At 72.3% G+C, this 22576-nt stretch carries 25 protein-coding genes; 16 read left to right on the top strand and 9 right to left on the bottom strand.

What is annotated here, in order from left to right:
- The first annotated feature begins 160 nt into the window (after positions 1–160).
- Together ACFY2Q_RS22540 and ACFY2Q_RS22535 are read left to right on the top strand one after the other, a co-directional pair.
- Positions 161–850: a CBS domain-containing protein gene (locus ACFY2Q_RS22540; RefSeq protein WP_387133305.1), complete on the top strand. Its 690-nt coding sequence runs from the start codon at positions 161–163 to the stop codon at positions 848–850.
- A 179-nt stretch (positions 851–1029) separates the two neighbouring features.
- Complete coding sequence (locus tag ACFY2Q_RS22535; protein WP_387133468.1) at positions 1030–1950, top strand: TerC/Alx family metal homeostasis membrane protein; 921 nt, start codon at positions 1030–1032, stop codon at positions 1948–1950.
- Between the two features lie 63 nt (positions 1951–2013).
- Here the strand turns inward: ACFY2Q_RS22535 and ACFY2Q_RS22530 are convergent, their stop codons facing one another.
- From ACFY2Q_RS22530 to ACFY2Q_RS22515, 4 genes are read right to left on the bottom strand one after another with little or no spacing between them, the layout of a single operon-like run.
- Positions 2014–2568 (bottom strand): hypothetical protein, encoded by a 555-nt coding sequence (locus tag ACFY2Q_RS22530; protein WP_387133304.1) that lies wholly within the window; start codon positions 2566–2568, stop codon positions 2014–2016.
- Positions 2565–3089: a DUF6286 domain-containing protein gene (locus tag ACFY2Q_RS22525; protein WP_387133303.1), complete on the bottom strand. Its 525-nt coding sequence runs from the start codon at positions 3087–3089 to the stop codon at positions 2565–2567. Before ACFY2Q_RS22525 ends, ACFY2Q_RS22530 begins: the two co-directional genes overlap by 4 nt.
- Position 3090: 1 nt before the next feature.
- Positions 3091–3426, bottom strand: coding sequence for an Asp23/Gls24 family envelope stress response protein (locus ACFY2Q_RS22520; RefSeq protein WP_387133301.1), 336 nt, complete (start codon positions 3424–3426; stop codon positions 3091–3093).
- Positions 3423–3611 (bottom strand): hypothetical protein, encoded by a 189-nt coding sequence (locus ACFY2Q_RS22515; RefSeq protein ID WP_387133299.1) that lies wholly within the window; start codon positions 3609–3611, stop codon positions 3423–3425. Before ACFY2Q_RS22515 ends, ACFY2Q_RS22520 begins: the two co-directional genes overlap by 4 nt.
- Positions 3612–3771: 160 nt before the next feature.
- Between ACFY2Q_RS22515 and ACFY2Q_RS22510 the strand changes: the two genes are divergently transcribed.
- Both ACFY2Q_RS22510 and ACFY2Q_RS22505 read left to right on the top strand, forming a co-directional pair.
- Positions 3772–4650, top strand: coding sequence for a hypothetical protein (locus ACFY2Q_RS22510; protein ID WP_387133297.1), 879 nt, complete (start codon positions 3772–3774; stop codon positions 4648–4650).
- A gap of 291 nt (positions 4651–4941) precedes the next feature.
- Positions 4942–6240, top strand: coding sequence for a hypothetical protein (locus ACFY2Q_RS22505; protein ID WP_387133296.1), 1299 nt, complete (start codon positions 4942–4944; stop codon positions 6238–6240).
- Between the two features lie 119 nt (positions 6241–6359).
- Here ACFY2Q_RS22505 and ACFY2Q_RS22500 read toward each other — a convergent pair whose 3' ends face one another.
- Entirely contained in the window at positions 6360–6707 is a 348-nt protein-coding gene (locus ACFY2Q_RS22500; RefSeq protein ID WP_357000797.1) for an Lsr2 family protein, read from the bottom strand.
- A 155-nt stretch (positions 6708–6862) separates the two neighbouring features.
- The gene (locus ACFY2Q_RS22495) at positions 6863–6952 is read right to left on the bottom strand and encodes a hypothetical protein (protein WP_387133467.1); all 90 of its coding nucleotides are present in this window, start codon (positions 6950–6952) and stop codon (positions 6863–6865) included.
- Between the two features lie 24 nt (positions 6953–6976).
- On the opposite strand from ACFY2Q_RS22495, the gene ACFY2Q_RS22490 reads away from it, so the two are divergent.
- From ACFY2Q_RS22490 to ACFY2Q_RS22480, 3 genes are all read left to right on the top strand, one after another.
- Positions 6977–7153, top strand: coding sequence for a hypothetical protein (locus ACFY2Q_RS22490; protein ID WP_387133294.1), 177 nt, complete (start codon positions 6977–6979; stop codon positions 7151–7153).
- A 134-nt stretch (positions 7154–7287) separates the two neighbouring features.
- Entirely contained in the window at positions 7288–9618 is a 2331-nt protein-coding gene (gene lon, locus ACFY2Q_RS22485) for an endopeptidase La (protein ID WP_387133292.1), read from the top strand.
- Between the two features lie 133 nt (positions 9619–9751).
- Positions 9752–10156, top strand: coding sequence for a DoxX family protein (locus tag ACFY2Q_RS22480; RefSeq protein ID WP_387133290.1), 405 nt, complete (start codon positions 9752–9754; stop codon positions 10154–10156).
- A 48-nt stretch (positions 10157–10204) separates the two neighbouring features.
- On the opposite strand, the gene ACFY2Q_RS22475 is transcribed toward ACFY2Q_RS22480, so the two are convergent.
- Positions 10205–11938 carry a DEAD/DEAH box helicase gene (locus ACFY2Q_RS22475; RefSeq protein WP_387133288.1) on the bottom strand — a complete coding sequence of 578 codons (1734 nt, stop codon included), beginning with the start codon at positions 11936–11938 and terminating at the stop codon, positions 10205–10207.
- Between the two features lie 130 nt (positions 11939–12068).
- Positions 12069–13037 (bottom strand): hypothetical protein, encoded by a 969-nt coding sequence (locus tag ACFY2Q_RS22470; protein WP_387133287.1) that lies wholly within the window; start codon positions 13035–13037, stop codon positions 12069–12071.
- A 132-nt stretch (positions 13038–13169) separates the two neighbouring features.
- Here ACFY2Q_RS22470 and ACFY2Q_RS22465 point away from each other — a divergent pair, with 132 nt between their 5' ends.
- From ACFY2Q_RS22465 to ACFY2Q_RS22455, 3 genes are all read left to right on the top strand, one after another.
- Positions 13170–14324, top strand: a complete 1155-nt coding sequence (locus ACFY2Q_RS22465) for a sensor histidine kinase (protein WP_387133286.1) — start codon at positions 13170–13172, stop codon at positions 14322–14324.
- A complete protein-coding gene (locus ACFY2Q_RS22460) occupies positions 14321–14926 on the top strand; it encodes a DNA-binding response regulator (RefSeq protein WP_387133284.1) in 606 nt (201 codons plus the stop codon). The genes ACFY2Q_RS22465 and ACFY2Q_RS22460 overlap by 4 nt, the downstream gene beginning before the upstream one ends.
- Positions 14927–15062: 136 nt before the next feature.
- Positions 15063–15215, top strand: a complete 153-nt coding sequence (locus ACFY2Q_RS22455) for a hypothetical protein (RefSeq protein WP_387133283.1) — start codon at positions 15063–15065, stop codon at positions 15213–15215.
- Between the two features lie 38 nt (positions 15216–15253).
- On the opposite strand, the gene ACFY2Q_RS22450 is transcribed toward ACFY2Q_RS22455, so the two are convergent.
- Positions 15254–15916: a hypothetical protein gene (locus tag ACFY2Q_RS22450; protein ID WP_387133281.1), complete on the bottom strand. Its 663-nt coding sequence runs from the start codon at positions 15914–15916 to the stop codon at positions 15254–15256.
- Positions 15917–16184: 268 nt separating this feature from the next.
- Here ACFY2Q_RS22450 and ACFY2Q_RS22445 point away from each other — a divergent pair, with 268 nt between their 5' ends.
- The 6 genes from ACFY2Q_RS22445 to ACFY2Q_RS22420 all read left to right on the top strand — a co-directional run bounded on the left by ACFY2Q_RS22445 (position 16185) and on the right by ACFY2Q_RS22420 (position 22559).
- Positions 16185–16928: an ArsR/SmtB family transcription factor gene (locus tag ACFY2Q_RS22445; protein WP_387133280.1), complete on the top strand. Its 744-nt coding sequence runs from the start codon at positions 16185–16187 to the stop codon at positions 16926–16928.
- Positions 16929–17096: 168 nt separating this feature from the next.
- A complete protein-coding gene (locus ACFY2Q_RS22440; RefSeq protein WP_387133279.1) occupies positions 17097–18131 on the top strand; it encodes a cytochrome P450 in 1035 nt (344 codons plus the stop codon).
- A complete protein-coding gene (locus tag ACFY2Q_RS22435) occupies positions 18128–18952 on the top strand; it encodes an isocitrate lyase/phosphoenolpyruvate mutase family protein (RefSeq protein ID WP_387133277.1) in 825 nt (274 codons plus the stop codon). Before ACFY2Q_RS22440 ends, ACFY2Q_RS22435 begins: the two co-directional genes overlap by 4 nt.
- A 157-nt stretch (positions 18953–19109) precedes the next feature.
- Positions 19110–20078 carry a DUF5715 family protein gene (locus tag ACFY2Q_RS22430; protein WP_387133275.1) on the top strand — a complete coding sequence of 323 codons (969 nt, stop codon included), beginning with the start codon at positions 19110–19112 and terminating at the stop codon, positions 20076–20078.
- A gap of 4 nt (positions 20079–20082) precedes the next feature.
- Positions 20083–21672 (top strand): asparagine synthetase B family protein, encoded by a 1590-nt coding sequence (locus ACFY2Q_RS22425; protein WP_387133273.1) that lies wholly within the window; start codon positions 20083–20085, stop codon positions 21670–21672.
- Between the two features lie 59 nt (positions 21673–21731).
- On the top strand, positions 21732–22559 hold the full coding sequence (locus ACFY2Q_RS22420) for a MerR family transcriptional regulator (protein ID WP_387133271.1): 828 nt from the start codon (positions 21732–21734) through the stop codon (positions 22557–22559).
- The last annotated feature ends 17 nt before the right edge of the window (positions 22560–22576 follow it).

Raw genomic sequence — 22576 nt, 5'->3', positions numbered from 1 at the left:
TGGCATCTCTATTGGACACTCCTGGCCGAGGCTGGGGCAGAGTCGATAGGACCTCGATGACCCGGGACCTTGTACCCCCTGCAGCCCGGGCCGGACGCCACTGATCACCGTCACTGTGCAGCCATAACGTCCGTGGTGGAGCACTGAGAGGGAGGTCGTGATGAGGACCTGGCAGGTGGGCGACGTGATGACCCGGGAGGTCGTGACCGTGCAGGCCGAGACTCCGTACCGGGAGATCGTGGACGTGGTGTTGCGCCGTGGGGTCAGCGCGGTGCCGGTGGTCGACGGGTTCCGGCGGGTGCTGGGCGTGGTGTCCGAAGCGGACCTGCTGCACCGGGTCGAGCGTGCCGGTGAGCCGGCGCAACGGCGGGTCTTCGAGAGCCGCCGTCGACGCGGTGCGCGGGAAAGGAGCGAGGCGCTTGTGGCCGGCGGCCTGATGACAGCGCCCGCGGTGAGCACGTACCCGCAGGCGCCGTTGTCGGTCGCCGCCCGGTTGATGGACCGCGAGCAGGTCAAGCGACTGCCCGTCCTGGACGACCTGGGTCGACTCGTCGGCATCGTCAGCCGTTCCGACCTGCTGCGGGTGCACCTGCGTTCGGACGCCGAGATCCGTGAGGACGTGGTGCAGGAGGTGCTGCGCCGCGTGCTGGCCGTGCGGGACGGCCTGGTGACGGTAGGGGTACGCCACGGCGAGGTGACGCTGGCCGGCGGACTGGACCGCCGCTCCGCAGTCGAGTTGGCGGGCCGGCTCGCGGGCCAGGTCAGTGGCGTCGTGCGGGTGATCAACGCGATCGCCTACAACGCCGACGACACAGTCACCGATCCGGGTCAGGTGATGCCTGTCGCCTGAGGGCCGCCGGGCCGCCAGCACAGCGCTTTCGCCGGAGCGCCGACGACGGGTGGGCCGTTCGCCTAGGCTCGGGAACGGCCCGCCGGCGAGCCAGATCAGCTGTCAGCGGCGGCGTACGAGCGAGGTGGCGGTGCGGTGCGCCGTGGTCGAGGCGGTGGGCGCCGGTGACTGACGTGACGATCGCGGTGCCGCTGTGGGCCTGGGTGGCGGTCGGTGCGGTGATCATCGTGCTGCTCGCGGTCGACCTGGTGTCGCACCGGGACAGCCACGTCATCGAACTGCCCGAGGCGCTGCTCTGGAGTGCCGCCTGGATTGGCGCGGGCCTGCTGTTCGGGCTGGGCGTCTGGTGGGGCCTCGGCGGGGACGCGGCCATCGCGTACTACTCCGGCTACCTGCTGGAGAAGGCGCTCTCGGTGGACAACGTCTTCGTCTTCGCCCTGCTCTTCGGCTATTTTCGGGTGCCGTCGGGTTATCAGCACAAGGTGCTGTTCTGGGGGGTCGTCGGCGCGCTCGCGTTCCGCCTGCTGTTCATCGTGGCGGGCGCCGAGCTGCTGGAGCGGCTGGCCTGGGCCGGGTTCGTGCTGGGCGCCTTCCTGATCTGGACCGGGTGGCGGCTGGCCGTACGCGGGGAGCCGGACGTCGACCCCGATCACAACGTGGTGGTCCGGCTGTTCCGTCGGGTGGTGCCCACCGCCGCTCGGTACCACGGCGACCACTTCACCGCACGGGTCGACGGTCGACGGGTGGCGACTCTGCTGCTGGTGGCGCTGGTCGCCATCGAGGCCACCGACGTGATCTTCGCCATCGACTCGGTGGCGGCGATCCTCGCCATCACCACCAACATCTTCCTCGTCTGGACGGCGACCGCGTTCGCCGTGCTCGGGCTGCGCAGCCTCTACTTCTGCCTCGCGGGCCTGCTGCGGCACTTCGGCTACCTGCGCTACGGGCTGGCTCTGCTGCTCGCCTTCGCGGGGTTGAAGCTGATCCTGGCCGAGACGCCGGTGGGCAAGCTGCCGATCTGGTTGACGCTCGCCGTGGTGGTGCTGACCCTGGCGGTAGCCGTCGGGGCGAGCGTCCTAGCCGCCCGGCGCACCCGCTGAACCCGGGCGCCCCAGCCGCCAGCCAGGTCGGCGAGGCGCCGGCCAGGGCCCCTGAGGCGCGGGTCAGGGGCGGCCGGGCTCGATCCGGGCCGTCACGTCGAGGTGCGCCGGGCGGCAGCCGGCGGTCACGGCGAACCGGCGGACCGCGGCGTCGACATGTTCGCGGGCGCCGCCAGCGTCGGCAGTGAGGTCCACGCTGATCCATACGTCGGGGTGCGGCGGTGCGCCGGTCAACACCACCCGCGCCCGGCGTACGCCCGGGGCGGCGGTCAGGTCGCGTTCCAGCGCGTGGGCGAGAACGTCGGCGGGCAGTCGGGTCCGGCCCGGACGTCGACCGGGCTGGCTGAGCGTGCCGTGCAGCGCGGTGCCGGGCCGACGGAGCTCCCGGACGAGCATTCGTTGCCCCGCCAGGGCGAGCAGCACGCCGGCGACCGCCGCGGCCAGGGTGCTCCACGGGGCGGCCAGCCGCCAGCGGTCCAGAAGCCCGGCGTTGAGCAGCGCCGTGCCCGGATCACCGCCGGGTACGGCGTCGAACCCAAGGGCCAGCGCCGTCGCGCCGGCCGCCACCAGCAGCAGCGCGAGGATGGTCCACAGCAGTCGGTGCGCGGCGTTTGTCATGCCGGCCGTCCCCGACGGGGCAACCGGACCTCGATCCGGCCGGTCCGTGGCGCGGCCAGCCGGTGTAGCTCCTGGCGTACGGCGTACTCGACCTCGGCCCGGGCCGCCGGATCGCCTGTGGCGCGTACCCGGGGGCGCCATCGGCCGCCGCGCTGGCGGACCCGGACGCTGGCCCGGCGTACGCCCGGAACGGCGCCCGCCACGTCGGCGAGTCGCCGCTCCACGCTGCGGCGGTGCAGGTGCCAGCCGTCGGCCTCGTCGAGCCGCAGCCGCACCGGTGTCCACCGGCGCAGTTGGGCGACGAGGATGGCCAGGCCGAGCAGCACGGCCGCGCCGGCGACCGCCCGGATCGTCGGGTCGCGCCAGCGGGCGGCGGTAAGCGTGTCGTACCAGTCCGTCCGGTCCAGGACCGACGCGGGGCGGTGCAGGCTCACCAACAGGGCCTGGACGGCCAGCAGGGTGCCGCCGACGAGCAGCGCGGCGGCCAGCAGCAGCGAGGCGACCCGGTTGACGGTACGCATCTCAGCCTGTCGTTCCGGCGGCGCTGACGTCCACGCCGGGGACGAGCAGATCGTCCACGGTGACTGTCACAGTCGCCACGGTCAGGCCGGTGCGGGCGGCTATCCCGGCGGTCACCGCGTGCCGGACCGCCTCGGCGACGGCGGGCACGCTGTGCCCGTACCAGGTGATCAGATGCAGGTCGAGGCCCACCGACCGGCCGTGCAGGCGCACGGACGCCGGGTTGACCGCGCAGACGCCGGGCACCTGACGGGCCGCTTCGGTCGCGATCCGCGTGACGGTCGGCACGTCGATGTCGGTCGGGACGACGCCTGTGGTGGTGGACGGGCGGGTGGTCATCGGCGGCGCCGTGAGCCGGTGCGGTCGCCCAGCCCGGTGACCGCGAGATCGCCGTCGAGCACCCGGACGACGAGCCAGCCGAGCAGGCCGACGAGTAGGGCGACGGCTGTCACCTCGACGCCGGCGAGCGCCCAGACCGCCACCCCGAGGAAGCCGGCGAGGAAGCCGAACTGCTGTCGCGACATGTCACCTCCCGGCCGGCGCGCTACCGGCGATGCCGCTGGATACACCGAGCGGCCATCCCTGGAACGTCGTACCGATGTGATCCGCGTCACACCACGGCTCGGCTCGCCATGATCAGGCACCTAGACTCGGCCCGGTTCGGCCGACCGGGGGATGGGGCAGATGACGAGCAGCGACGATCGCGGCTGGCTGCGGGCCCTGCCCGCCGACGGTGGGGGCGATGAGCTGTTCACCCGGGCCGGGCACCGGGTGTACGCGGCACGCCGACTCAGCGACCTGGTCCAGGGCCGTCCTCCGGGCGTGACCGGCAGCCAGTGGAGTTCGGCCAGCCGGACGGCGTTCGACCTCGTGGTCTGCGCCGCCGACTCCGGCCGGCCCGTCGTCGCGGTGGAGATCGGCCCGGTCGCGCTGCCCGGTTCGGCCCAGCAGCGCGCCGAGCGACTCACGGACGCGGTAAGCGCGGCCGTGGGGCTGCCGGTGCTGCGGATCGGCTCGCCGACCCTGCGGGCCGCCGACCATGGTCGGCGTCTGGTCGAGTACGTGATCGACGCGCGGGCCTACGCGGCGGGCGCCGGGCTGGGCGGCGGCGAGGACGAGCCGGCTCCGGTGGGCTTCCGAGACATCCTCGGGCGGCTTCCCGACGGCCGCACCGGTCCGGTGAACGACCTCGGCGCGGTGACCCGGGCGGCGGCCGTCGAGGCGTACGTGGCCGGGCGGCTGGCCGACCCGACCGTGCGCGCGTTGCACGTGCGCTGGGTGGACGGCCCGGCGCAGGGGTGGAGTTGGGTGCAGGTCCGCCCGGACGCGTGTCTGGTGGAGCGGGTCTCGGTGACCGAGCAGCGGTTCTCCTGTGGCGTCGACGCGGCCCGCCTGGCCGAGGATCTCGCGGCGGTCGCCGTCGGTGCGCGGCTGCGCGCACTGGACGCCGACGGCCCGGCACTGTTGGCGCGGGCCGATCTCACCGCGGAGATCGTCGCGTTGAGCCGCCGGCGTCACGAACTGGTGGGCGGTTTCGCCTTCGATCACCTCTGCGTCGACTGACCGAACACTTTCCGCGTTGGCCCCTGCCCCGCACCCGATCCGGGTCGGGTAGGGGCCAATTTTCTGTGCGCCTGTTGAACCTTCCCGAGCGCGGTCCCGTACTCCTGCGCGAATGAACAGGATCTCCCATCCGCGTTGACGGGACGCGGGAGACGGTGCGGAAAGGGCATCGTCGGCCGTCGACACATTACCGGGTAGGTCGCGGTGGTCGCCGCCGTGGCGTGCCATCTGACATCCGTCGGTCCGCCGAGGGCAGGAATCCACTACCGGATCGAGAAGGAGAGCAATTCGATGCGCAGGTCCACTCGGGCGCGCCGGTCATCCGGCATCGCGCGGAGCAAGCGTCTGCTGGCTGTTGTCGGCACGCTCGTGGTCTTCGGCGGAGTAGTCGCCGTCACCCAGATTTCGTCGGCCCAGGACCGGCGGACGAACAAGCCCCGGCCGGCCGCGGGGCAATGCGTGGAGCCGAGCCCGGGATCGACCGCGCCGAGTGGTTCCTCGACCAGCCGGACCTGGCAGAACGGTCGATGGGTACGCAATCACTGGGGTGACGGGCAGCAGACGGTCGCGGAGTGCGAGGACGGCAAGGACGGCACTGTCGGCACCGGCTCTGCCATCGCCTGTCCGGATGTGGCGGCCAAGCTGCCGCAGGTGCCGGACCGGGCGCGGGCCGAGGTCGACAGAAACCTGGCGCAGTTGCAGACCCAGATCGCCGATGCCGATCGCCGTCTGGCCGCCGAGGGCAACAAGGGCGACGGGTTCATCCGCAACGCGATCCTGCAGCCGTTGGCGGCCAAGCGGAAGGCGGTGCTGGATCGGATCACGCTCGCCATTGATCGGGTCGGGCCTCGCCCGCAGGGTCTGGCGCAGCTCGCCGAGTGCCAGGTGCAGCCGACCGGCAACAACGGCGGCGGCAACAACGGTGGCGGTGGGAACACCGGTGGTGGCAACAACGGCGGCGGTGGGAACACCGGCGGCGGCAACAACGGTGGTGGCAACAACGGCGGCGGTGGAAACAACGGCGGCGGCAACGCTCCGGGCGCCGGTCTCGGCGTGCTCGCCAACAACTGTGACGAGAGTCAGTTACAGCCGCACGACGGTTTCCAGAACGGCAACCGCTGCGTGAGCACCGCGTTCGGTGAGGTCGGCGCCGCCGCCAACAACCCGTCGCTGCTGATCACCCAGTTCCCCCAGCAGGTCGCCCGCGACCAGTCCTTCACCCTGCGGGTCAGCACCCGCAACCTGGTCCGGGATCGCTTCCTCGCGGCTGGCCAGGGCGGGTACTACGTGGAGAGTTCGCTGCTCAACGCCCAGGGCCTGGTCCGGGGCCACTTCCACACCGCCTGCCGGATGCTGGACAGCCTGACCGCGCCGCCGGAGCCGCAGGAGGTGCCGGCGTTCTTCGTCGCCACCGAGGACGGTCGCGGCGGTGCTCAGCCGGACGAGGTGACCATCCAGATCCCGGGTCTGCCGGAGTCGGGTACGGCGCAGTGCGCGGTCTGGGCCGGTGACGGTTCACACCGTCTGCCGATGATGGAGCGGGCCAACCAGACACCGGCGTTCGACGCGGTGCGTATCGAGGTCAACTGATTTCTGAGTCGACAGGTATGCGGCCGGCCACCCGGGGCGAGCAGCCTCGGGTGGCCGGCCGCAGACAAACTGACGGGGTCGCGCCGTTACCGGCGGGACCCCGTCGATGTGTCGCCCGATCAGCGGTTCTTGTACGCCTCGACGACCTCGACCGGGATCCGACCCCGTTCGGAAATCTTGTAGCCGTTCTTGACCGCCCATTCCCGGATGGCGCGGTTCTGCTCCCGATCCATTCCCGCGCCGCTGGGGCGACCCGGGCGTCGGACGGTCCGCGTGCTCTCCGCCGGACCGCGACCGATGCGCCGACCGGCATTGATGTACGGATCCAGTGCCTTGCGCAGGACGCCGGCATTCTCGTCCGAGACGTCGATGGTGTAGGCCACGCCGTCGAGACTGAACTCGACAGTGCGGTCGGCCTTCCCGCCGTCGAGGTCGTCCGTCAGCACCGTGATTACTTTTCTCGCCATTGCCAATTACTCCCTGTGTGTGGCGGGATGTGTCCAAAGTCTGACCTACTACCCGGGGAAACCGCAACAATATGCGTGCCATTCATTTCGGCGCGTCGCGATTGAGTGCCAGCAAATCCGGGATCAGGTGCTGAATCGGCGGCGCTGGCGCAATGTCATTCGGTGAGCAGGCCAGCCTGCCCGGCGACGGCGGCGGCCTCCGCCCGGTTGGAAACCCGCAGCTTACGCAGCAGCGCGGCGGTCATCCTTTTCACCGCCAGCTCCGACACGTGCAGTTCGTCGGCGACGTCGACGGTGTGGAGGACATGCCGGTGCCCGGGGCGTTCGCGGATTCGGGCGAGTTCTCCGACGAGTTCAGCTACACCTACCTGGGCTTCTCCGCGGGTACCGACGCCGCACAGGGGCGGTGGGCGTCCGGGCCCACGTCGGAGGGCAAGGGGTGGTGAACAGGGTCAAGAGCAAGCTCACCTGACGTCGGTCCGGCGGGTGTTGGCAGTGGTCTGGGTCACAGGGCGGAACAAGGGGAACGCTTTGTTACTTGAGTGGTACACGCTCAACCCAACGCGATAGCAGGTGTTCGATGGCAACTCTTCCGGTACTTCCCCTGACCGACGCCGTTCTGCTGCCCGGCATGGTCATCCCGGTGACCCTCGACCCGACCACCCAGGCCGCCATCGACGCGGCACGGGCGACAGGCGACCGCAAGCTGCTGGCCGTGCCGCGTATCGACGGCGAGTACGGCCCGGTCGGCGTGGTCGCCACCATCGAGAAGGTCGGCCGACTGCCCGAGGGCGAGCCGGCCGCCGTCATCCGTGGCCTGTCCCGGGCACGCATCGGCTCCGGTGTGCCAGGCCCCGGTGCCGCTCTCTGGGTCGAGGCGACCGAACTCGACGAACCCGCACCCGCCGGCCGCGCCCGGGAACTCGCCCGCGAGTACCGGGCCCTGGTGACCTCCGTGCTCCAGCAGCGGGGCGCCTGGCAGGTCATCGACGCGGTGGAACGCATGACGGACCTCTCCGAACTGGCCGACTCGGCGGGCTACGCGCCCTGGCTGACGCTGGACCAGAAGACCGAGCTGCTCACCGCGCCGGACGTCACCGCCCGGCTGGAGCTGCTTGTCGGCTGGGTGAAGGACTACCTGGCCGAGCAGGAGGTCACCGAGCAGATCAACAGTGACGTCCGCGAGGGGCTGGAGAAGTCCCAGCGGGAGTTCCTGCTGCGCCAGCAGCTCGCCGCGATCCGCAAGGAGCTGGGTGAGGACGAGCCGGACGGCTCGGCCGACTACCGGTCCCGGGTCGAGTCCGCCGAGCTGCCGGACAAGGTCCGCGAGGCGGCCCTGCGCGAGGTCGGCAAGCTGGAGCGGGCCAGCGACGCCTCCCCGGAGGCGGGTTGGATCCGCACCTGGCTGGACACCGTGCTGGAGATGCCGTGGGGCACGCGTACCCAGGACAACACCGACCTGGCCGCGGCCCGTGCGGTGCTCGACGACGACCACGCCGGCCTGGCCGACGTGAAGGACCGCATCCTGGAATACCTGGCCGTGCGCAACAGGCGGGCCGAGCGCAACCTCGGCGTGGTCGGCGGTCGCGGCTCCGGCGCGGTGCTCGCCCTCGCAGGCCCTCCCGGGGTCGGCAAGACCAGCCTCGGCGAGTCGGTGGCGCGGGCGCTCGGGCGCAACTTCGTCCGTGTGTCTCTCGGCGGTGTGCGCGACGAGGCCGAGATCCGCGGCCACCGGCGCACGTACGTCGGTGCGCTGCCCGGCCGGATCGTCCGTGCGCTACGCGAGGCCGGCTCGATGAACCCGGTCGTGCTCCTCGACGAGGTGGACAAGCTGGCCGCCGGCTACGCCGGTGACCCCGCCGCCGCCCTGCTGGAGGTGCTCGACCCGGCGCAGAACCACACCTTCCGGGACCACTACCTGGAGGTCGACCTCGACCTGTCCGACGTGCTGTTCCTGGCCACCGCGAACGTGGTGGAGTCCATCCCCGGCCCGCTGCTGGACCGGATGGAACTGGTCATGCTCGACGGCTACACCGAGGACGAGAAGGTCGCCATCGCCCGGGACCACCTGCTGCCCCGGCAGCGGGAGCGGGCCGGGCTGACCGCCGACGAGGTGGAGATCGCCGACGAGGCGTTGGCGCTGGTCGCGGGGGAGTACACCCGGGAGGCCGGCGTCCGGCAGCTCGAACGTGGCCTGGCCAAGATCCTGCGCAAGGTGGCGGTGGCGCTGGCGACCGACCCGACGCCGGTACGCGTCGACACCGACAACCTCGCCACCTACCTGGGGCGGCCGAAGTTCACCCCGGAGTCGGCCGAGCGCACCGCGGTGCCCGGCGTGGCCACCGGCCTCGCCGTCACCGGCGCCGGCGGGGACGTGCTGTTCATCGAGGCGACAAGCATGGAGGGCGAGCCGGGTCTGACCCTTACCGGTCAGCTCGGTGACGTGATGAAGGAGTCGGCGCACATCGCCCTGTCGTACCTGCGCTCGAACGGGCGGCGGTTCGGCATCGACCCGAACGTACTGGCCGGACGCCGGATCCACGTCCACTTCCCGGCGGGCGCGGTGCCCAAGGACGGCCCGAGCGCCGGCATCACAATGGTGACGGCCCTGGCGTCACTCGTCACCGGCCGCCCGGTCCGCCCCGAGTTCGGCATGACCGGTGAGGTGACACTCTCCGGTCGGGTGCTGCCGATCGGCGGGGTGAAGCAGAAGCTGCTCGCCGCGCACCGGGCCGGCCTCACCGAGGTCATCATCCCGGCCCGCAACGAGCCGGACCTGGACGACCTGCCGACCGAGGTGCGGGAGGCGCTTACCGTGCACACCCTGGCCGACGTGGCCGACGTGCTCGCCCTGGCGCTGCGCCCGGCCGACGTCGCGGCGCTGGACGGTCCGGCGCTCGCCGCCGCCTGACGCTCCGACGAAAGGACCCCCGCCGTCTCCGCGACGGCGGGGGTCCTTTGAGTACGCGGGCAGAGGTCTACTGTCTCGCTTGAACCCTCAACCATCTCTCCGCCGCGAGGCGGTGCCCCCTGGAGGAACCCCCGTGAACATCGTGCTCTGGGTCATCCAGATCCTGCTTGCCGTCGTCTTCGCCGGCGCCGGCTTCGCCAAGCTGACCCAGCCCAAGGACAAGTTGCGCGAGATGATGCGGTGGGTGGACCCGGTCCCGCCGACCCAGGTCAAGGCGCTCGGTGCCGTCGAGGTGCTGGCCGCCCTCGGGCTCGTGCTGCCCGCCGCCACCGGCATCGCCACAGTGCTCACCCCGCTGGCGGCCCTCGGGCTGGTCATCGTCATGATCGGCGGCATCCTGGTGCACCTGCGCGACATGAAGAAGCAGGACACGCCGCAGGGGCGCCGCACGGAGATCCAGGGCGCGATCACCTGCGCGGTGCTGCTGGTCCTCGCCGCAGTGGTGGCCTGGGGCCGCTTCGGCCCGTACTCCTTCTGACCCGCGCCGTCGGCGACCGCCGTACCCCGGCGGTCGCCGACGGGGTGCTCAGCGCTCGTCGCCCCCGCGGTCGCGACGCACGGTGGCCTTGCGGCCCTTGATCGTGCTGGAGCGCAGCCCGGAGATCACGTCGTCGGCCACCGACTGCGGCACCTCCACGAGCGAGAACCGGTCGGCGATCTCGATCGAGCCGATGTCCCGGCCGCGGATCCCGGTCTCCCCGGTGATCGCGCCGACCAGATCCTGCGGGCGTACCCCGGCACGCCGGCCCAGACCGACGAAGACCTGGACGGTGTTGCCGCCGCCCGAGCGCGGCCGGCCGCCGCCACGCCGATCGCCGCCCCGGCCGCCGCTCTCCGGTCGACCCTCGCGCGGCCCGCGCACCGGCACCTGCGGGATCTCCACCTCGTCGTCGGAGCCCGGCGAGGTCACCTCGTGCGCGAGCTTCACCGCGGCGAGGGCGACCTCCATCAGGTCGAACTCGTCGGTGAGCGTCTCGACGATCACCCGGTACGGGTCGAGGTCGTCCTCCAGCAGGCTCTCCCGCAGCGCCGCCTGCGTCAGCTCCAAGCGGCGGGTCCGCATGTCCGCCACGGTGGGGATCTTGTCGATGGTGATCCGCTGGCCGGTCACCCGCTCGATCGTCTTGAGCATCCGGTGCTCGCGCGGCTCGGCGAGGGTGATCGCCACGCCCTCGCGCCCGGCCCGACCCACCCGGCCGATCCGGTGCACGTACGACTCCGGCGCCGACGGCACGTCGTAGTTGACCACGTGGGTGAGCTGCTCGACGTCCAGCCCGCGGGCCGCCACGTCGGTGGCCACCAGCAGGTCGGCGGTGCCCGCCCGCAACCGGCCCATCACTCGGTCCCGCTGCTCCTGGCTCATCCCGCCGTGCAGCGCCTCGGAGCGGTAGCCCCGGCCGTTCATCGTCTCGGTCAGCCGGTCCACCTCTTCCCGGCTGCGGCAGAACACGATCGCGGCGGTCGGCGACTCCACGTCCAGCACCCGACCCAGCGCGGCCGGCTTGTGCGCCCGCGTCACGATGTACGCGCTCTGCCGTACCCGGGGAGCCTCACCCGCGACCTGCTGCTCCCGGCCGATCTCGATGCGGACCGGCTCGCGCAGGTGCTGGCGGGCCATCCCGTCGATGCGCGACGGCATGGTGGCCGAGAAGAGCACGGTCTGGCGCTGCGCCGGCGCGTGCTCCAGGATCGCCTCGATGTCCTCGGCGAAGCCCATGTCGAGCATCTCGTCGGCCTCGTCGAGCACCACGGTGGCCAAGCCGCCGAGGCGCAGGGTGCCCCGGGCGATGTGGTCAAGTGCCCGCCCGGGGGTGGCCACCACCACGTCCACCCCGCTGTCCAGCGCCCGCAACTGCCGCCCGATCGGCTGCCCACCGTAGATCGGCAGCACCCGCGCGCCCAGGTCCTTGCCGTAGCGGTGGAACGCCTCGGACACCTGCACCGCCAGCTCCCGCGTCGGCACCAGCACCAGCGCCACCGGGTCGCCGCCCTGGCGGTGTGGCGTCATGAGGTTCAGCAGCGGCAGCGCGAACGCGGCCGTCTTGCCGGTGCCGGTCGCTGCCTGCCCCAGCAGGTCCCGACCTTCCAGCAGCGGCGGGATGGCCTCCCGCTGGATGGGAGTCGGCTCCTCGTAGCCGAGGGCGGCCAACGCGCCCAGCAGCTCGGAGCGCAGCCCCAGCTCCGTGAAGGCGTTCGCCTCGTCGGTGCCGTCGGGAGCGTTGTCGGTCGGGGCGTCGTGCTGTGCAGGTGCGGAACTCATGCGTCAAGCTTTTCATCAAGCCGCCGCGCCCGCTGCGCCGCCCGGCACAACATCAGCGCCCGTTGGCGTGCGACACCGCCGAGGACCGACGCCGGGGCCGCCCGCCGCCCCGTGTCGGCGGGCGGCCGGATCAGCCGCCGATGCTCAGGAGCGCGAAGATCATCGTGGCGGCGATGGCCGCGTCCAGCACCCCGCACCACTCCGAGAAGGCGCGTGGCACCACCCGCCCGGTGCGGTGGTGCGCAAGATCCCAGCCGGCGTGCGCCAACCAACCGAAGGCCACAAGCCAACCGGCGGTCCGCCCACCGGCCGCCACCGCGACAAGCGCCAGGCCGACCCAACCGGCCAGGCCGAGGAGCTGCGTGGCGAGCACCCCGGGCCCGCGCAAGGTCCGCCGTGCCACACCGATCAGCAGGTACGCCCCGGGCAGCACCAGCATCGTCCACGGGCTGAGCAGATCCGGGTCGACCCACATGTCCACGGTCATCAGCAGGGCCAACCCGGTCGGCCAGCGGCGGGCGAGCGCCACGACGACCGGGTGCCGGCGTACCGCCACAGGTGTCGCGTGCCGGTGCCGCACCGCCACCAGCACCATCGCCGGCATCATCAGCAGGTGGCCGCCGAGCAGCATCGCGTCGGCGTCCAGCAGACCGGCCCACATCGGCGCGAACAGCAGGACGAACGGGACGTACATCGCGGCGGCCATCTCGCCGACCGCGTCCCATCCGTGCGCCCGGTACCGCATCCAGACGCTCATACCGATTGTCATGTTGGTGGCCATCACCAACGCGCCCACCTCCGGACGGCCCAGCGTCCCCGTGATGCCGAGCAGCGTGCCGGCCGTGTCCCACACCGGGCCGAGCAGCAGCATCCCGGCGATCATGGCGATCGCCATCTCACCGAGGTGCCACAGCAGGCGCCGGATGCCGCCGGTCGGTGGGCCGCAGTCCAGCGGTCCGTCGTCCGGAGGTGCGTTGTCCGACGGTGGGTTGTCCAGCGGCGCGTGGTTCGGTGGCGTGTGGTTCGGCGGTGTCGTAGGCGGTTGGGGTTCGGTCGGCGGTGCGACGAGGGTGTCGGCGTGTGTCTCGGTCTGTCCCATGACGTTCACAGTGCCGGCGCCGCCGCGCGGTGGGCAGGCGCGTCCGTCACCGGAAAACCGTGCGGACCGCACGGCTGAACAGTGACATCTCGCAGGGGTGGACCGGGCGCGGGCCGGTCCTAGGATCGGTGCGTGGCGATCGAGGCGGTGATCCCCCGGGCGGACCGCCGGCTGCACCGGGCCCGGCAGGCGACACTGCTGTCACTGGCCACCGGTGTCTGGGCGAGTGTCCTGCTGCCGGCTGTCGGTCTGACCCGCGAGCCTGACCCACGCCGGGTGGCGCTCGGCGCGGCCGGCATCCTCGCCTTCATGATCGCCCAGACCGCGGTGCTGTACGCGGCAGTGACGCCCTGGCTCGACCCACTGTGGCGTCGCCGTGCCCAGCTGAGCCTGGTCGGGGCGGCGGTCCTTACCGTCCCGCTCGTGGGGCCGGTGGCGGCAGGCGCCTGGCCGACCTGGGCCTGGTTGGGCGCGGCACTTATCGGCATGGCACCGCTGCTGCTCCGACTGCGGGCGGCACTGGTGATGGCGGCCGGCGTCCTGCTGGTGACGGTGGCTGTCGCCGCGTGGACGGGAGGTTCCGTCGCGCGTCACCTCGCCGTGACCGGCGGAGTCGGTGTCGGCGTCGCCGCCGTCAACGGATTCCAGGTCTGGTTCTGGGATCTGCTCGTGGACGCCCGACAGGGGCAGGCCGCCCAGGCCCGACTTGCCGCCGCCGAGGAGCGGCTCCGCTTCGCCCGCGACGTGCACGACGTCCTCGGGCACAGCCTCACGGTGATCGCGTTGAAGGCCGAACTCGCCGCGCGGCTGGCCGCTGTGGACCCGGAGCGGGCCGGCCGGGAGGCCACCGAGGTGCAGCGGCTCGCCGCGTCCGCCCTGGCCGAGGTGCGGGAGACAGTGCACGGCTACCGGGCCGTCGACCTCGGCGAGCAGTTGGAGGCCGTGGTGGGCGTCCTGCGCTCCTGCGGTGTGCGCTGCACTGTCGTCCCACCACCGGCCGACCTGCCTCAGGGCGCTGCCACCGAGCTGGCGGCCGTGCTGCGGGAGGCGGGGACGAACGTGCTGCGACACAGCCGCGCCGACTGGTGCCGGATCCAGTTCCAACGGGAGGACGACGTGGTCAGGATGACTGTGGCGAACGACGGCGCCGACGACCGAGGGCCCGACGGGTACAGCCACGGGCTGCGCGGGCTGGGTGACCGGCTCACCGCCGTCGGCGGCGAACTGCGGGTACGCCGGGACGACGCGCTGTTCACCATCGAGGCCGCCGTGCCGGTGACCTCGTGATCCGCGTCCTGCTCGCCGACGACGAGGACCTGATCCGGGTCGCCGTCGGCGCCCTGCTCGCTCTGGAGCCGGACATCGAGGTGGTGGGACACGCCGCCGACGGCCCGACGGCGGTCACCGCGGCACTCGCGCACCGCCCCGACGTGGCAGTCGTGGACCTGGAGATGCCCGGCCTGGATGGCATCGCTGTCGCCGCCGAGCTGACCCGCGCCCGCCCCGACTGCGCTGTGGTCGTCCTCACCGGGCACGGCCGTCCGGGTCACCTGCGGCAGGCGTTGACCGCGGGCGCCCGGGGGTTCCTGCCCAAGGGCGCCCCCGGCAGCGCGCTCGCCGACGTGATCCGCCGGGTGCACGCCGGCGGCCGGTACGTCGACCCGTCGCTGGCCGCCGACGCGCTGACCCTTCCCACCTGCCCGTTGACACCCCGCGAGCTGGAGACACTGCGGCTGGCCGAGTTCGGCGCTCCGGTCGCGGTGATCGCCCGTCGGGTGCACCTGTCCACCGGCACCGTACGCAACCACCTCTCCGCCGCCGTACAGAAGCTCGGCGCCACCAACCGCGCCGAAGCGCTCCGCACCGTCCGCGACAACGGCTGGCTCTAACCCCGTACCCGGCCGTCTGCCCTGTCGATCATGAGGTTGACGGCGTCCCAGCCGGCTTTTCCCGCCGCCAACCTCATGATCGATCCGGTGGGGTGCCAGGGGCGGACACCGCCCCTGGCGCGGGCCCGGAGCGTGGGTGTCGCACCTGAGCCTGGCCCTGCGGTTTCGCGACGCGGACCTGCGGCTGGCCCGCGCGGTCGCCGGTGGGCAGCGGCCGACGGGCTCCGTCGTCGCGGCCCGCAGCTACGACGGCACGGATCGGTCGGTGACCGCGTTGACCGATCAGTAGGGCTGATCCCTCCACAGCCGTCCGTTCGGAGAGATGTCTCAGTTGCTGCCGTCGCCGTCGCCGTACAACTCGCTGCCACCCACGCCGCCTGCGCCGCCGGCATAGCCGTGGTGGCCGTCGTTGAAGGGCAGGTCACCACGAATGCCGGGTGCCTTGGGCCGCTTGCCCGGCCCTCCGAGGTGTTGCAGGCAGACCAGATCGGAGCCCGGGAAGCACTCGCCGCGTCCGCCGCAGTCGGCCAGGTAGCGGTTGCCGTGCGGGATGCGGAGTTCCTGGTCCACCCGGAACAGCAGGGGTAGGTCGGTGGGTCCACAGCCCTCGTCCCGACGGGCGTAACTCAGAGTGGCCAGGAGTAGAGGAACGCGATCGACCGCGCCGACATTCGTCGCCGAACGAGGCGCGCGGTGCAGCGGGCCTCCGAATGCGGCCTCGCAGAAGGCGGCGTAGTCCCGCGCCTGCAAGGTCATTTCCTGCCACAGTTCGTCAACGGCCACCGACGGCATTGTCAGCTTCGCACTGGAATGGCGGACGACGAGCCGGAACCACTGTCGGGTCGCGGTTTCGACCAGACGGATGTCGTCGTCGCCGAGATGGGGGTACCGGTTGCCTAGACGCTGTCGACCGCTGGCAGGAAACTGCAGGTCGCTGACGGCGCGGAGCCGGTGCGGGGTCTGATTGCCTCTGAGCCTTGTCCAGATCATGCGGCTACTTCAATCCGCCCGCAGTGCGAGCGCTGGGGGCCTCGACTTGCCACAATGGCGTCGCGGCCCCTTCAGAGTACGACGGCCCGCAAGCACGGCACGTGATCCGACAATTGTGGACCGGCCCTGTCGCGTAGATCATGCTAAATGGAGTGCCCTGGATGAATCAGGGGCACTCCGTCACCTCAGCGGTAGAACCGTAGAGTGCGCGTGCCCGAGCCGGGATCCGCCTTACCGACGCGACACGGGTTGAAGCGATGATGGGGTCATGAGCGGTGGCACCGAGGGACAGACGATGGCCGAGCTCGCCGCGCTGCTGGCCGACGGCACCCGTGCCGACATCTGCGTCGCCCTGCTCGACGGCCGCGCCTGGACCGCCGGCGAGTTGGCCCGCCGGGCCGGCGTCGCCCCGTCGACGGCAAGCGAGCACCTCACCCGGCTCGTCCGAGGTGGGCTGCTCGTCGAAGAGCGGCAGGGCCGACACCGGTACCTGCGGCTCGCCGGCCCGTCGGTGGCCCAGCTGATCGAGGCTCTGGCCGGCCACGTGCCCGCCGAACCCCGTCCGGCCACGTCGCTGCGCGCGGCCACCGCCGCAACGGCGATGGCGTACGCCCGAACCTGCTACGACCACCTGGCCGGCCGGTTGGGCGTGCTCATGTACGACGCGCTGCTGGCCGGCGGGCGACTGGACCGCGCCAGCGGGCTGGCGCTGACGCCCGACGGGTGGGCGTGGGTCGCCGGGTTGGGCGTACCGGTGGAGGTGCTGCGCGCCGCGCGGCGTCCCGTGGTCCGCGACTGCCTGGACTGGACCGAACGCCGCCCTCACCTGGCCGGGGCTCTCGGCGCGGCACTCCGCCTCCGCTTCGCTGAACTGGGCTGGACCACCCCCGGCGCCGGCCGCGCGGTCCGGTTGACGTCGGTCGGCCGCACCGCCCTGGCCGAAACCCTTGGTGTCAGCGAGGAAGCCCTCGTCCCCGCCACCCCTCCACCACCGGCAAGCGGCCGGGCCTGACCCGTTCGCGTCACGCGGCCGTCCGGCCGCGCGAAGGCGGGCACACGATCCAGGAGGAGTGGTATCCCGGGCGGTTGAGGGCACCGGATCCTGGATCGCGCACGATCATGCGGGCGCGGGCGAGACTGTTCGGTCGGGGGCGAAGGGTTCGGGACCTACGGTCGGGCGGTGACCGACACCTGGCCCGTCATCGCGCCCGCCGCCGCAACGCCGGCATGTGGCCCACCCTCGTTCGAGCCTGGTCGTGGCTGGTGGGTGACCCGCCATGCCGATGTCCGGATGGCGCTCACCGATCCGGCCTTTCAGGTGCCGGCCGTCGACAGTGGTCCGGCGGGAACTCTCGCCTGGCTGCGCTCCGAGGTCAGCCGGTTCAGCCCGCCGCAGCGGCACGCCGGGCGTCGGGCGATCGGAGTGGACGCGTTGGCCGCCCTGGATCCGGACGAGCTGCGACACGAGGCGGGCCGCCTCACCACAGGTGTCCTGGACGCCGCAGGTGACCGCCTCGACGTGATGCGTGACCTGGCCAGGGCGGTGCCGCTGCGGGTGCTGGCGCGGCGGCTCGACTACGCCGATCCGGTCGCCGCCGCGTCGGCGGTCGAGGTCGTCGCCGCCGCGTACCATCCGGGGGTCGACCCGGCGCTTGTCGAGCGGGCCGACCGGGCGGTGGCGGCGTTGCTGACGCTGGCACCGGCCGGCCCGCCGCAGGTGCGGGCGAACCTGATCGGCCTGCTCGTCCAGGCGTGCGACGCGACCGCCGGTCTGATCGGCGCCGCCGCCCACCACCTGCTGGCACCGGACGCCCCCCGGCCGCCCCTGGCGGCGGACACCGCCGAGATGCTGTCCGAGGTGCTCCGGCTCGACCCGCCGGTGCGGGCCACCCGCCGGGTGACGATCGCCGGTGTACGCCTGGGTGGTCGGCATCTTCCGCCGGGCAGCCAGGTGCTGCTGCGCTTCGACGCTGCCAACCGCGACCCGCGGGAGTTCACCGACCCGGAGGCGTTCCGGCCGGGCCGAACCGGAGCCCGGATGCTGACCTTCGGCGCGGGGGAGCGCGGCTGCCCGGGTGACCGGCACGCCCTCGCCCTCGCCGCCGGGGTGTTCGACGTGCTGCGGGAGCGGTCCCGGCGTACCGATGCGGTGCTGCGGCACGAGCCGCATCCCACCCTGCGCGTGCCTACGTCCCTGGAGGTGACCGTCCGATGACCGGCAACTCTGCCCACGCTGAACTGTGTGCGGCGTTCCGCGCCCTGCACGACGCCGGCCGCGCCGGCCGGCCGCTGCTGCTGCCCAACGCCTGGGACCACGCGTCGGCGGCGGCCCTCGCGGCGCGCGGCCATCCGGCGATCGGCACCACAAGCCTCGGGGTCGCGGCGGCCGCCGGTCGACCCGACGGCACCGGCTCCACAGGCGCGGAGACGCTCGCCCTGGCCCGCCGCCTCGCCACCCTGCCGGTGCTGCTCAGCGTCGACATCGAAGCCGGCTTCAGTGACGACCCGGCGGCGGTCGCCGGCTACGTGGCCGAGTTGGCCGGGCTGGGCGTGGTCGGGATCAACCTGGAGGACGGGCGGGCCGACGGCACCCTTGCCGAGCCGGAGTGCATCGCCGAAAAGGTCGCGGCGGTGAAGGCGGCGGTGCCGGACCTGTTCGTCAACGCCCGCACCGACACCTGGTGGCTCGGGGTGGACGACCCGTTGGCGCAAACTCTGACCCGCGCCCGCGCCTACCGGGCCGCCGGCGCGGACGGGGTCTTCGTGCCCGGCATCGTCGACCCGGCGACGCTGCGGCTGCTCACCGACCGGATCGACGCGCCGCTGAACGCCTTGTACCAACCGGGAGGCCCAGGGCTGGACGAACTGGCCGCCGCCGGGGTGGCCCGGGTCAGCACCGGCTCCCTGCTCTTTCGTGCCGCGTTGAGCGCCGCGCTCGCCGCCGCCGACGGCGTACGCGACGGTCGGCTGGTCGTGCCGCCGAGGCTGCCGTCGTACGCCGAGGTGCAGGCGCTGGTGACGACGGACGGTGACTGATGGCTCATTGCCCGACCTCGGCGGTCCTGTCCACGCCGCCGCCTGACGCGCTCCGTTCGGGGCAGATAGGAGGATTGTTCGGTCCATCCCGGTCCCGATGATTACGGTGTGTTTCAGGGCGATACGCCAGTGCCGTGACCGGAGAAGGGACCCCGTCATGCGAGTGCCCAGTCGTAGTCCGGGACAGCAGCCCGGCACGCCCGCGTCGCCCACCGCCCCGGCCCGCCGCCGGCCCCTTGGCACCGCCCCCCGCCGGCCCGCCGCCATTGAGCCCGACCTCGCCGCCTACCGCGTGGCCGTGGCCGAGTTGCTTGTCGAGGTGGGCGCCCTGGCCGACGCGGCCAGCACCCGAGCACGCCAGGTGCTCATCGACCAGCGGCTGCGCGAGCCGGCCCTCGCGGCGGTGCTCGACGCCACCCCGCAGGGTCTGCTCGGCGCTCGCGAGACGCTGCTGCTGGAAATGGCCCGCTACCAGCCGAACGAACGCACCTCGGCGCGTGACCTCACCGCGCTGGTCCGCATCTTTCTGCTCTCCCGCATCGACGTGCTGTGGTGGCAGGACGCACCGGCGTTCGTCACCGACGACCAGGTCAACGGCAGCGCCGAGCTTGTCGACCTGGAGTGGCTGCGCCGCCGCGACCTGCTGCGCTTCCGCTACCAGGAGCAGCCCGCCACCGTGCTCGGGCGCGCGGCGCGCGGGCTGCGCCGCCGACTGCGGCCGGACGCGACCCCGCGCACCGCGGGACTGCTGTTCCGTCGCGCCCGGCGGGAGGTGGTGGCGCTGCTCAACGACCTCGGGCGGGAGTTCGCCGCCACCGCGCCGCCGGCCACGCCGCCGCTGTGGGTGACAAGCCTCGTCCGCAGCACGGAACACCAGTACCGCCTGCGGCGTCTGGGCTACGCGGCGATGCTGCCCAGCGGGCACTGCCTCGGCTACTCCGTCGACGTCGAGCTGGCCTGGTTCGAACGGTTCGGCGCGCGGGAGGCCCTCGCCGAGCTGCTGCTGGCCCGGCAGGAGGCCGGTGAGCTGAACGTGATCGACGAGGGACAGGCCTGGCACCTGTGCCTCGCACCCACCGCCCGGCGTCGTCTGCGCCGGGCGTACGAGGCCGAGTTGGGGGTCTGAGCCGGTGTGCGGCATCGCGTTGAGTATCGGCCCCGAGGCCGACCCGGCCACCTTCCGGAGGATGCTCGCCGCCCTCGCCCCCCGAGGTGAGGTCACCGAGACGCGCTCCGAGAACGGACTGCTCGCCGGCACCCGCCGGCTGCGGATCGTGGACCCGGACCGGGCCGTGCAGCCGTGGACCTCCACCGACGAGCGCTGGCTGCTCTGCTTCAACGGCGAGATCTTCAACTACCGGGAGTTGCGCGCCCAGCTCACCCGCCTCGGGCAGGTGTTCCGCACCCACAGCGACACCGAGGTGCTGCTCGCCGCGTTCCAGCAGTGGGGCGAGGCGGCGGTGACCCGACTGCGCGGCGAGTACGCGTTCGCCGTCGTCGAGCGGGCCACCGGCCGGGCGTACCTGGCTCGCGACCCGCTCGGGGTCAAGCCCCTGTACTGGTCGCGGCGGCCCGGTTGCCTCTACCTCGCCTCCGAGGTCAAGGCGCTCGTCGGGCACCACGCCCCGATCGCCGAGGTGCCGCCCGGGCACCACGGCTGGGCCGATCCGGACGGTTACGTGCGGCTGCGCCCGTACGTCGACCTGCTCACCATCGGCGAGGGACTGCCGGTCATCGACGACCCGGACGAGGCCACCCTGCTCGTGCGCGCCGCGCTGTCCGACGCCATCCGGATGCGTGTCGACACCGACCTCACCGTCGGTGTGGTGCTCTCCGGCGGGCTGGACAGCTCGTTGACCCTGCGGCAGGTGCGCGACATCCACCCGGACTGCGTGGCGGTGACTGTCGGCGTGCCGGACAGCCCCGACGTCGCGTACGCCAGACGGCTCGCCGCCGACCTCGACGTGCCGCACGTAGTGGTTGAGCTGCGCCCGCGCGACATCCGGCTCGCCGACGTGCGCGAGGCCATCCGCATCTCCGAGCTGACCGAGTACGGCGACATCATCAACGCTGTCGTCTCGGTGCCGATCTTCCGACGACTGCGGGATCTGGGCGTGAAGGTGGTGCTCACCGGCGACGGCTCCGACGAACTGTTCGGCGGCTACCCGATGTACCACCAGGTCGGCGCGCTCGCGTCCCGCCGACTGTTCCTGCACCGCATCCGCAACCTGTGCCGTACCGAGTTGCAGCGGGTCGACCGGGTCGCCATGGGCCACGGTGTGGAGGCCCGGGTGCCGTTCCTCGATCTCAGCGTCGTGGAATTGGCGATGCGGCTGCCCCTGGAGCTGAAGCTGCGCGACGGTCAGGAGAAGTGGATCGTGCGCCGGGCGTTCGCCGACGTGCTGCCCGACTACGTGCTGCGGCGGCCGAAGAACCCGATGTCGTACTCGTCCGGGCTGCACGAGCGGGTCCGCCTCTACAAGCCGCTGTTCGCCCGGATGCACCGCGCGTTCGGCTACGACCTGCTGGAGCCGGTCCGCCGGGACTTCGACACGGTGCTGAGCCGGTGCGGCAACGACCTGGACCGGGCCATCGCCGACGGGATGAACCGGCCCGACTACACAGTCCTGGAGCACGCCCGCGACCTGGTCGGGGCGGCGAAGTGGAACGCCGCACCGATGGTCCGCCGGCTGGTCGGCCCCCGCCCGGCCCGCCGCTGACAGCACGCCGGGGCCACGCTTGACTCTGACACGATGTCAGGGGCGAGTGTGGGAGGACCATGTTCACCATCGGAGACTTCGCCAGACTCGGCCGGGTGTCGGTGCGGATGCTGCGCCACTACGACAGCATCGGCCTGCTGCGCGCGGCAAGCGTCGACCCGCACACCGGATACCGATTCTACCGCGCGGACCAGCTGCGGCGGCTCAACCGGGTGATCGCCCTCAAGGACCTGGGCCTCACCCTCGAGCAGGTACGCACGATCGTCGACGACGCCGTCGACGTGGCCGAACTGCGCGGCATGTTGCGGCTGCGCCGCAGCCAGCTTGCCGAACAGCTGGCCGCCGACACCGCACGTTTGACGGCCGTCGAGGCGAGGCTCCGGATGATCGAATCGGAGGGTCGGATGACCACCCAGGACGTCGTACTCAAGGAGATCGCGCCGGTCCGCCTCGCGGAGCTGACCGCCGTCGCACCGAGCTACCAGGCCGAGGACATCGGCCCGGTGATCCAGCCGCTCTACCCCGAACTGTTCCGCAGGCTGTCCGACGCCGGGGTCAACCCGGCCGGGCACACCATCGCCTGGTACGAGCCCGCCGACCCGGAAGGAGACGCCGTCGTCGTCCACGCCGGGGTCATGGTCGACGCCGAGCCGTCCGCGGCCGTCGACGTCACGATGTGTGAGCTGCCCGGGCTGCGCAGCGCGGCGACCATCATCCACCACGGCGCGATGGACGACGTCGAGTCGAGCATGCAGACGCTCGCCCGGTGGATCGAGGAGAACGGCTACCGCACCGACGGCTTCGCCCGGGAGCTCTACCTGGAGTACTGCCCGGACACCCCGGAGAAGGGCATCACCGAACTTCAGCTCGCCGTCTACCGTGACTGACGGGACACCGGCTGATC

The sequence above is a fragment of the Micromonospora sp. NPDC000316 genome (assembly GCF_042898885.1).
Lineage (GTDB): Bacteria > Actinomycetota > Actinomycetes > Mycobacteriales > Micromonosporaceae > Micromonospora.
The sequence above is the reverse complement of the archived record's forward strand: the minus strand, read 5'-3'. Positions and strand labels throughout refer to the sequence as shown.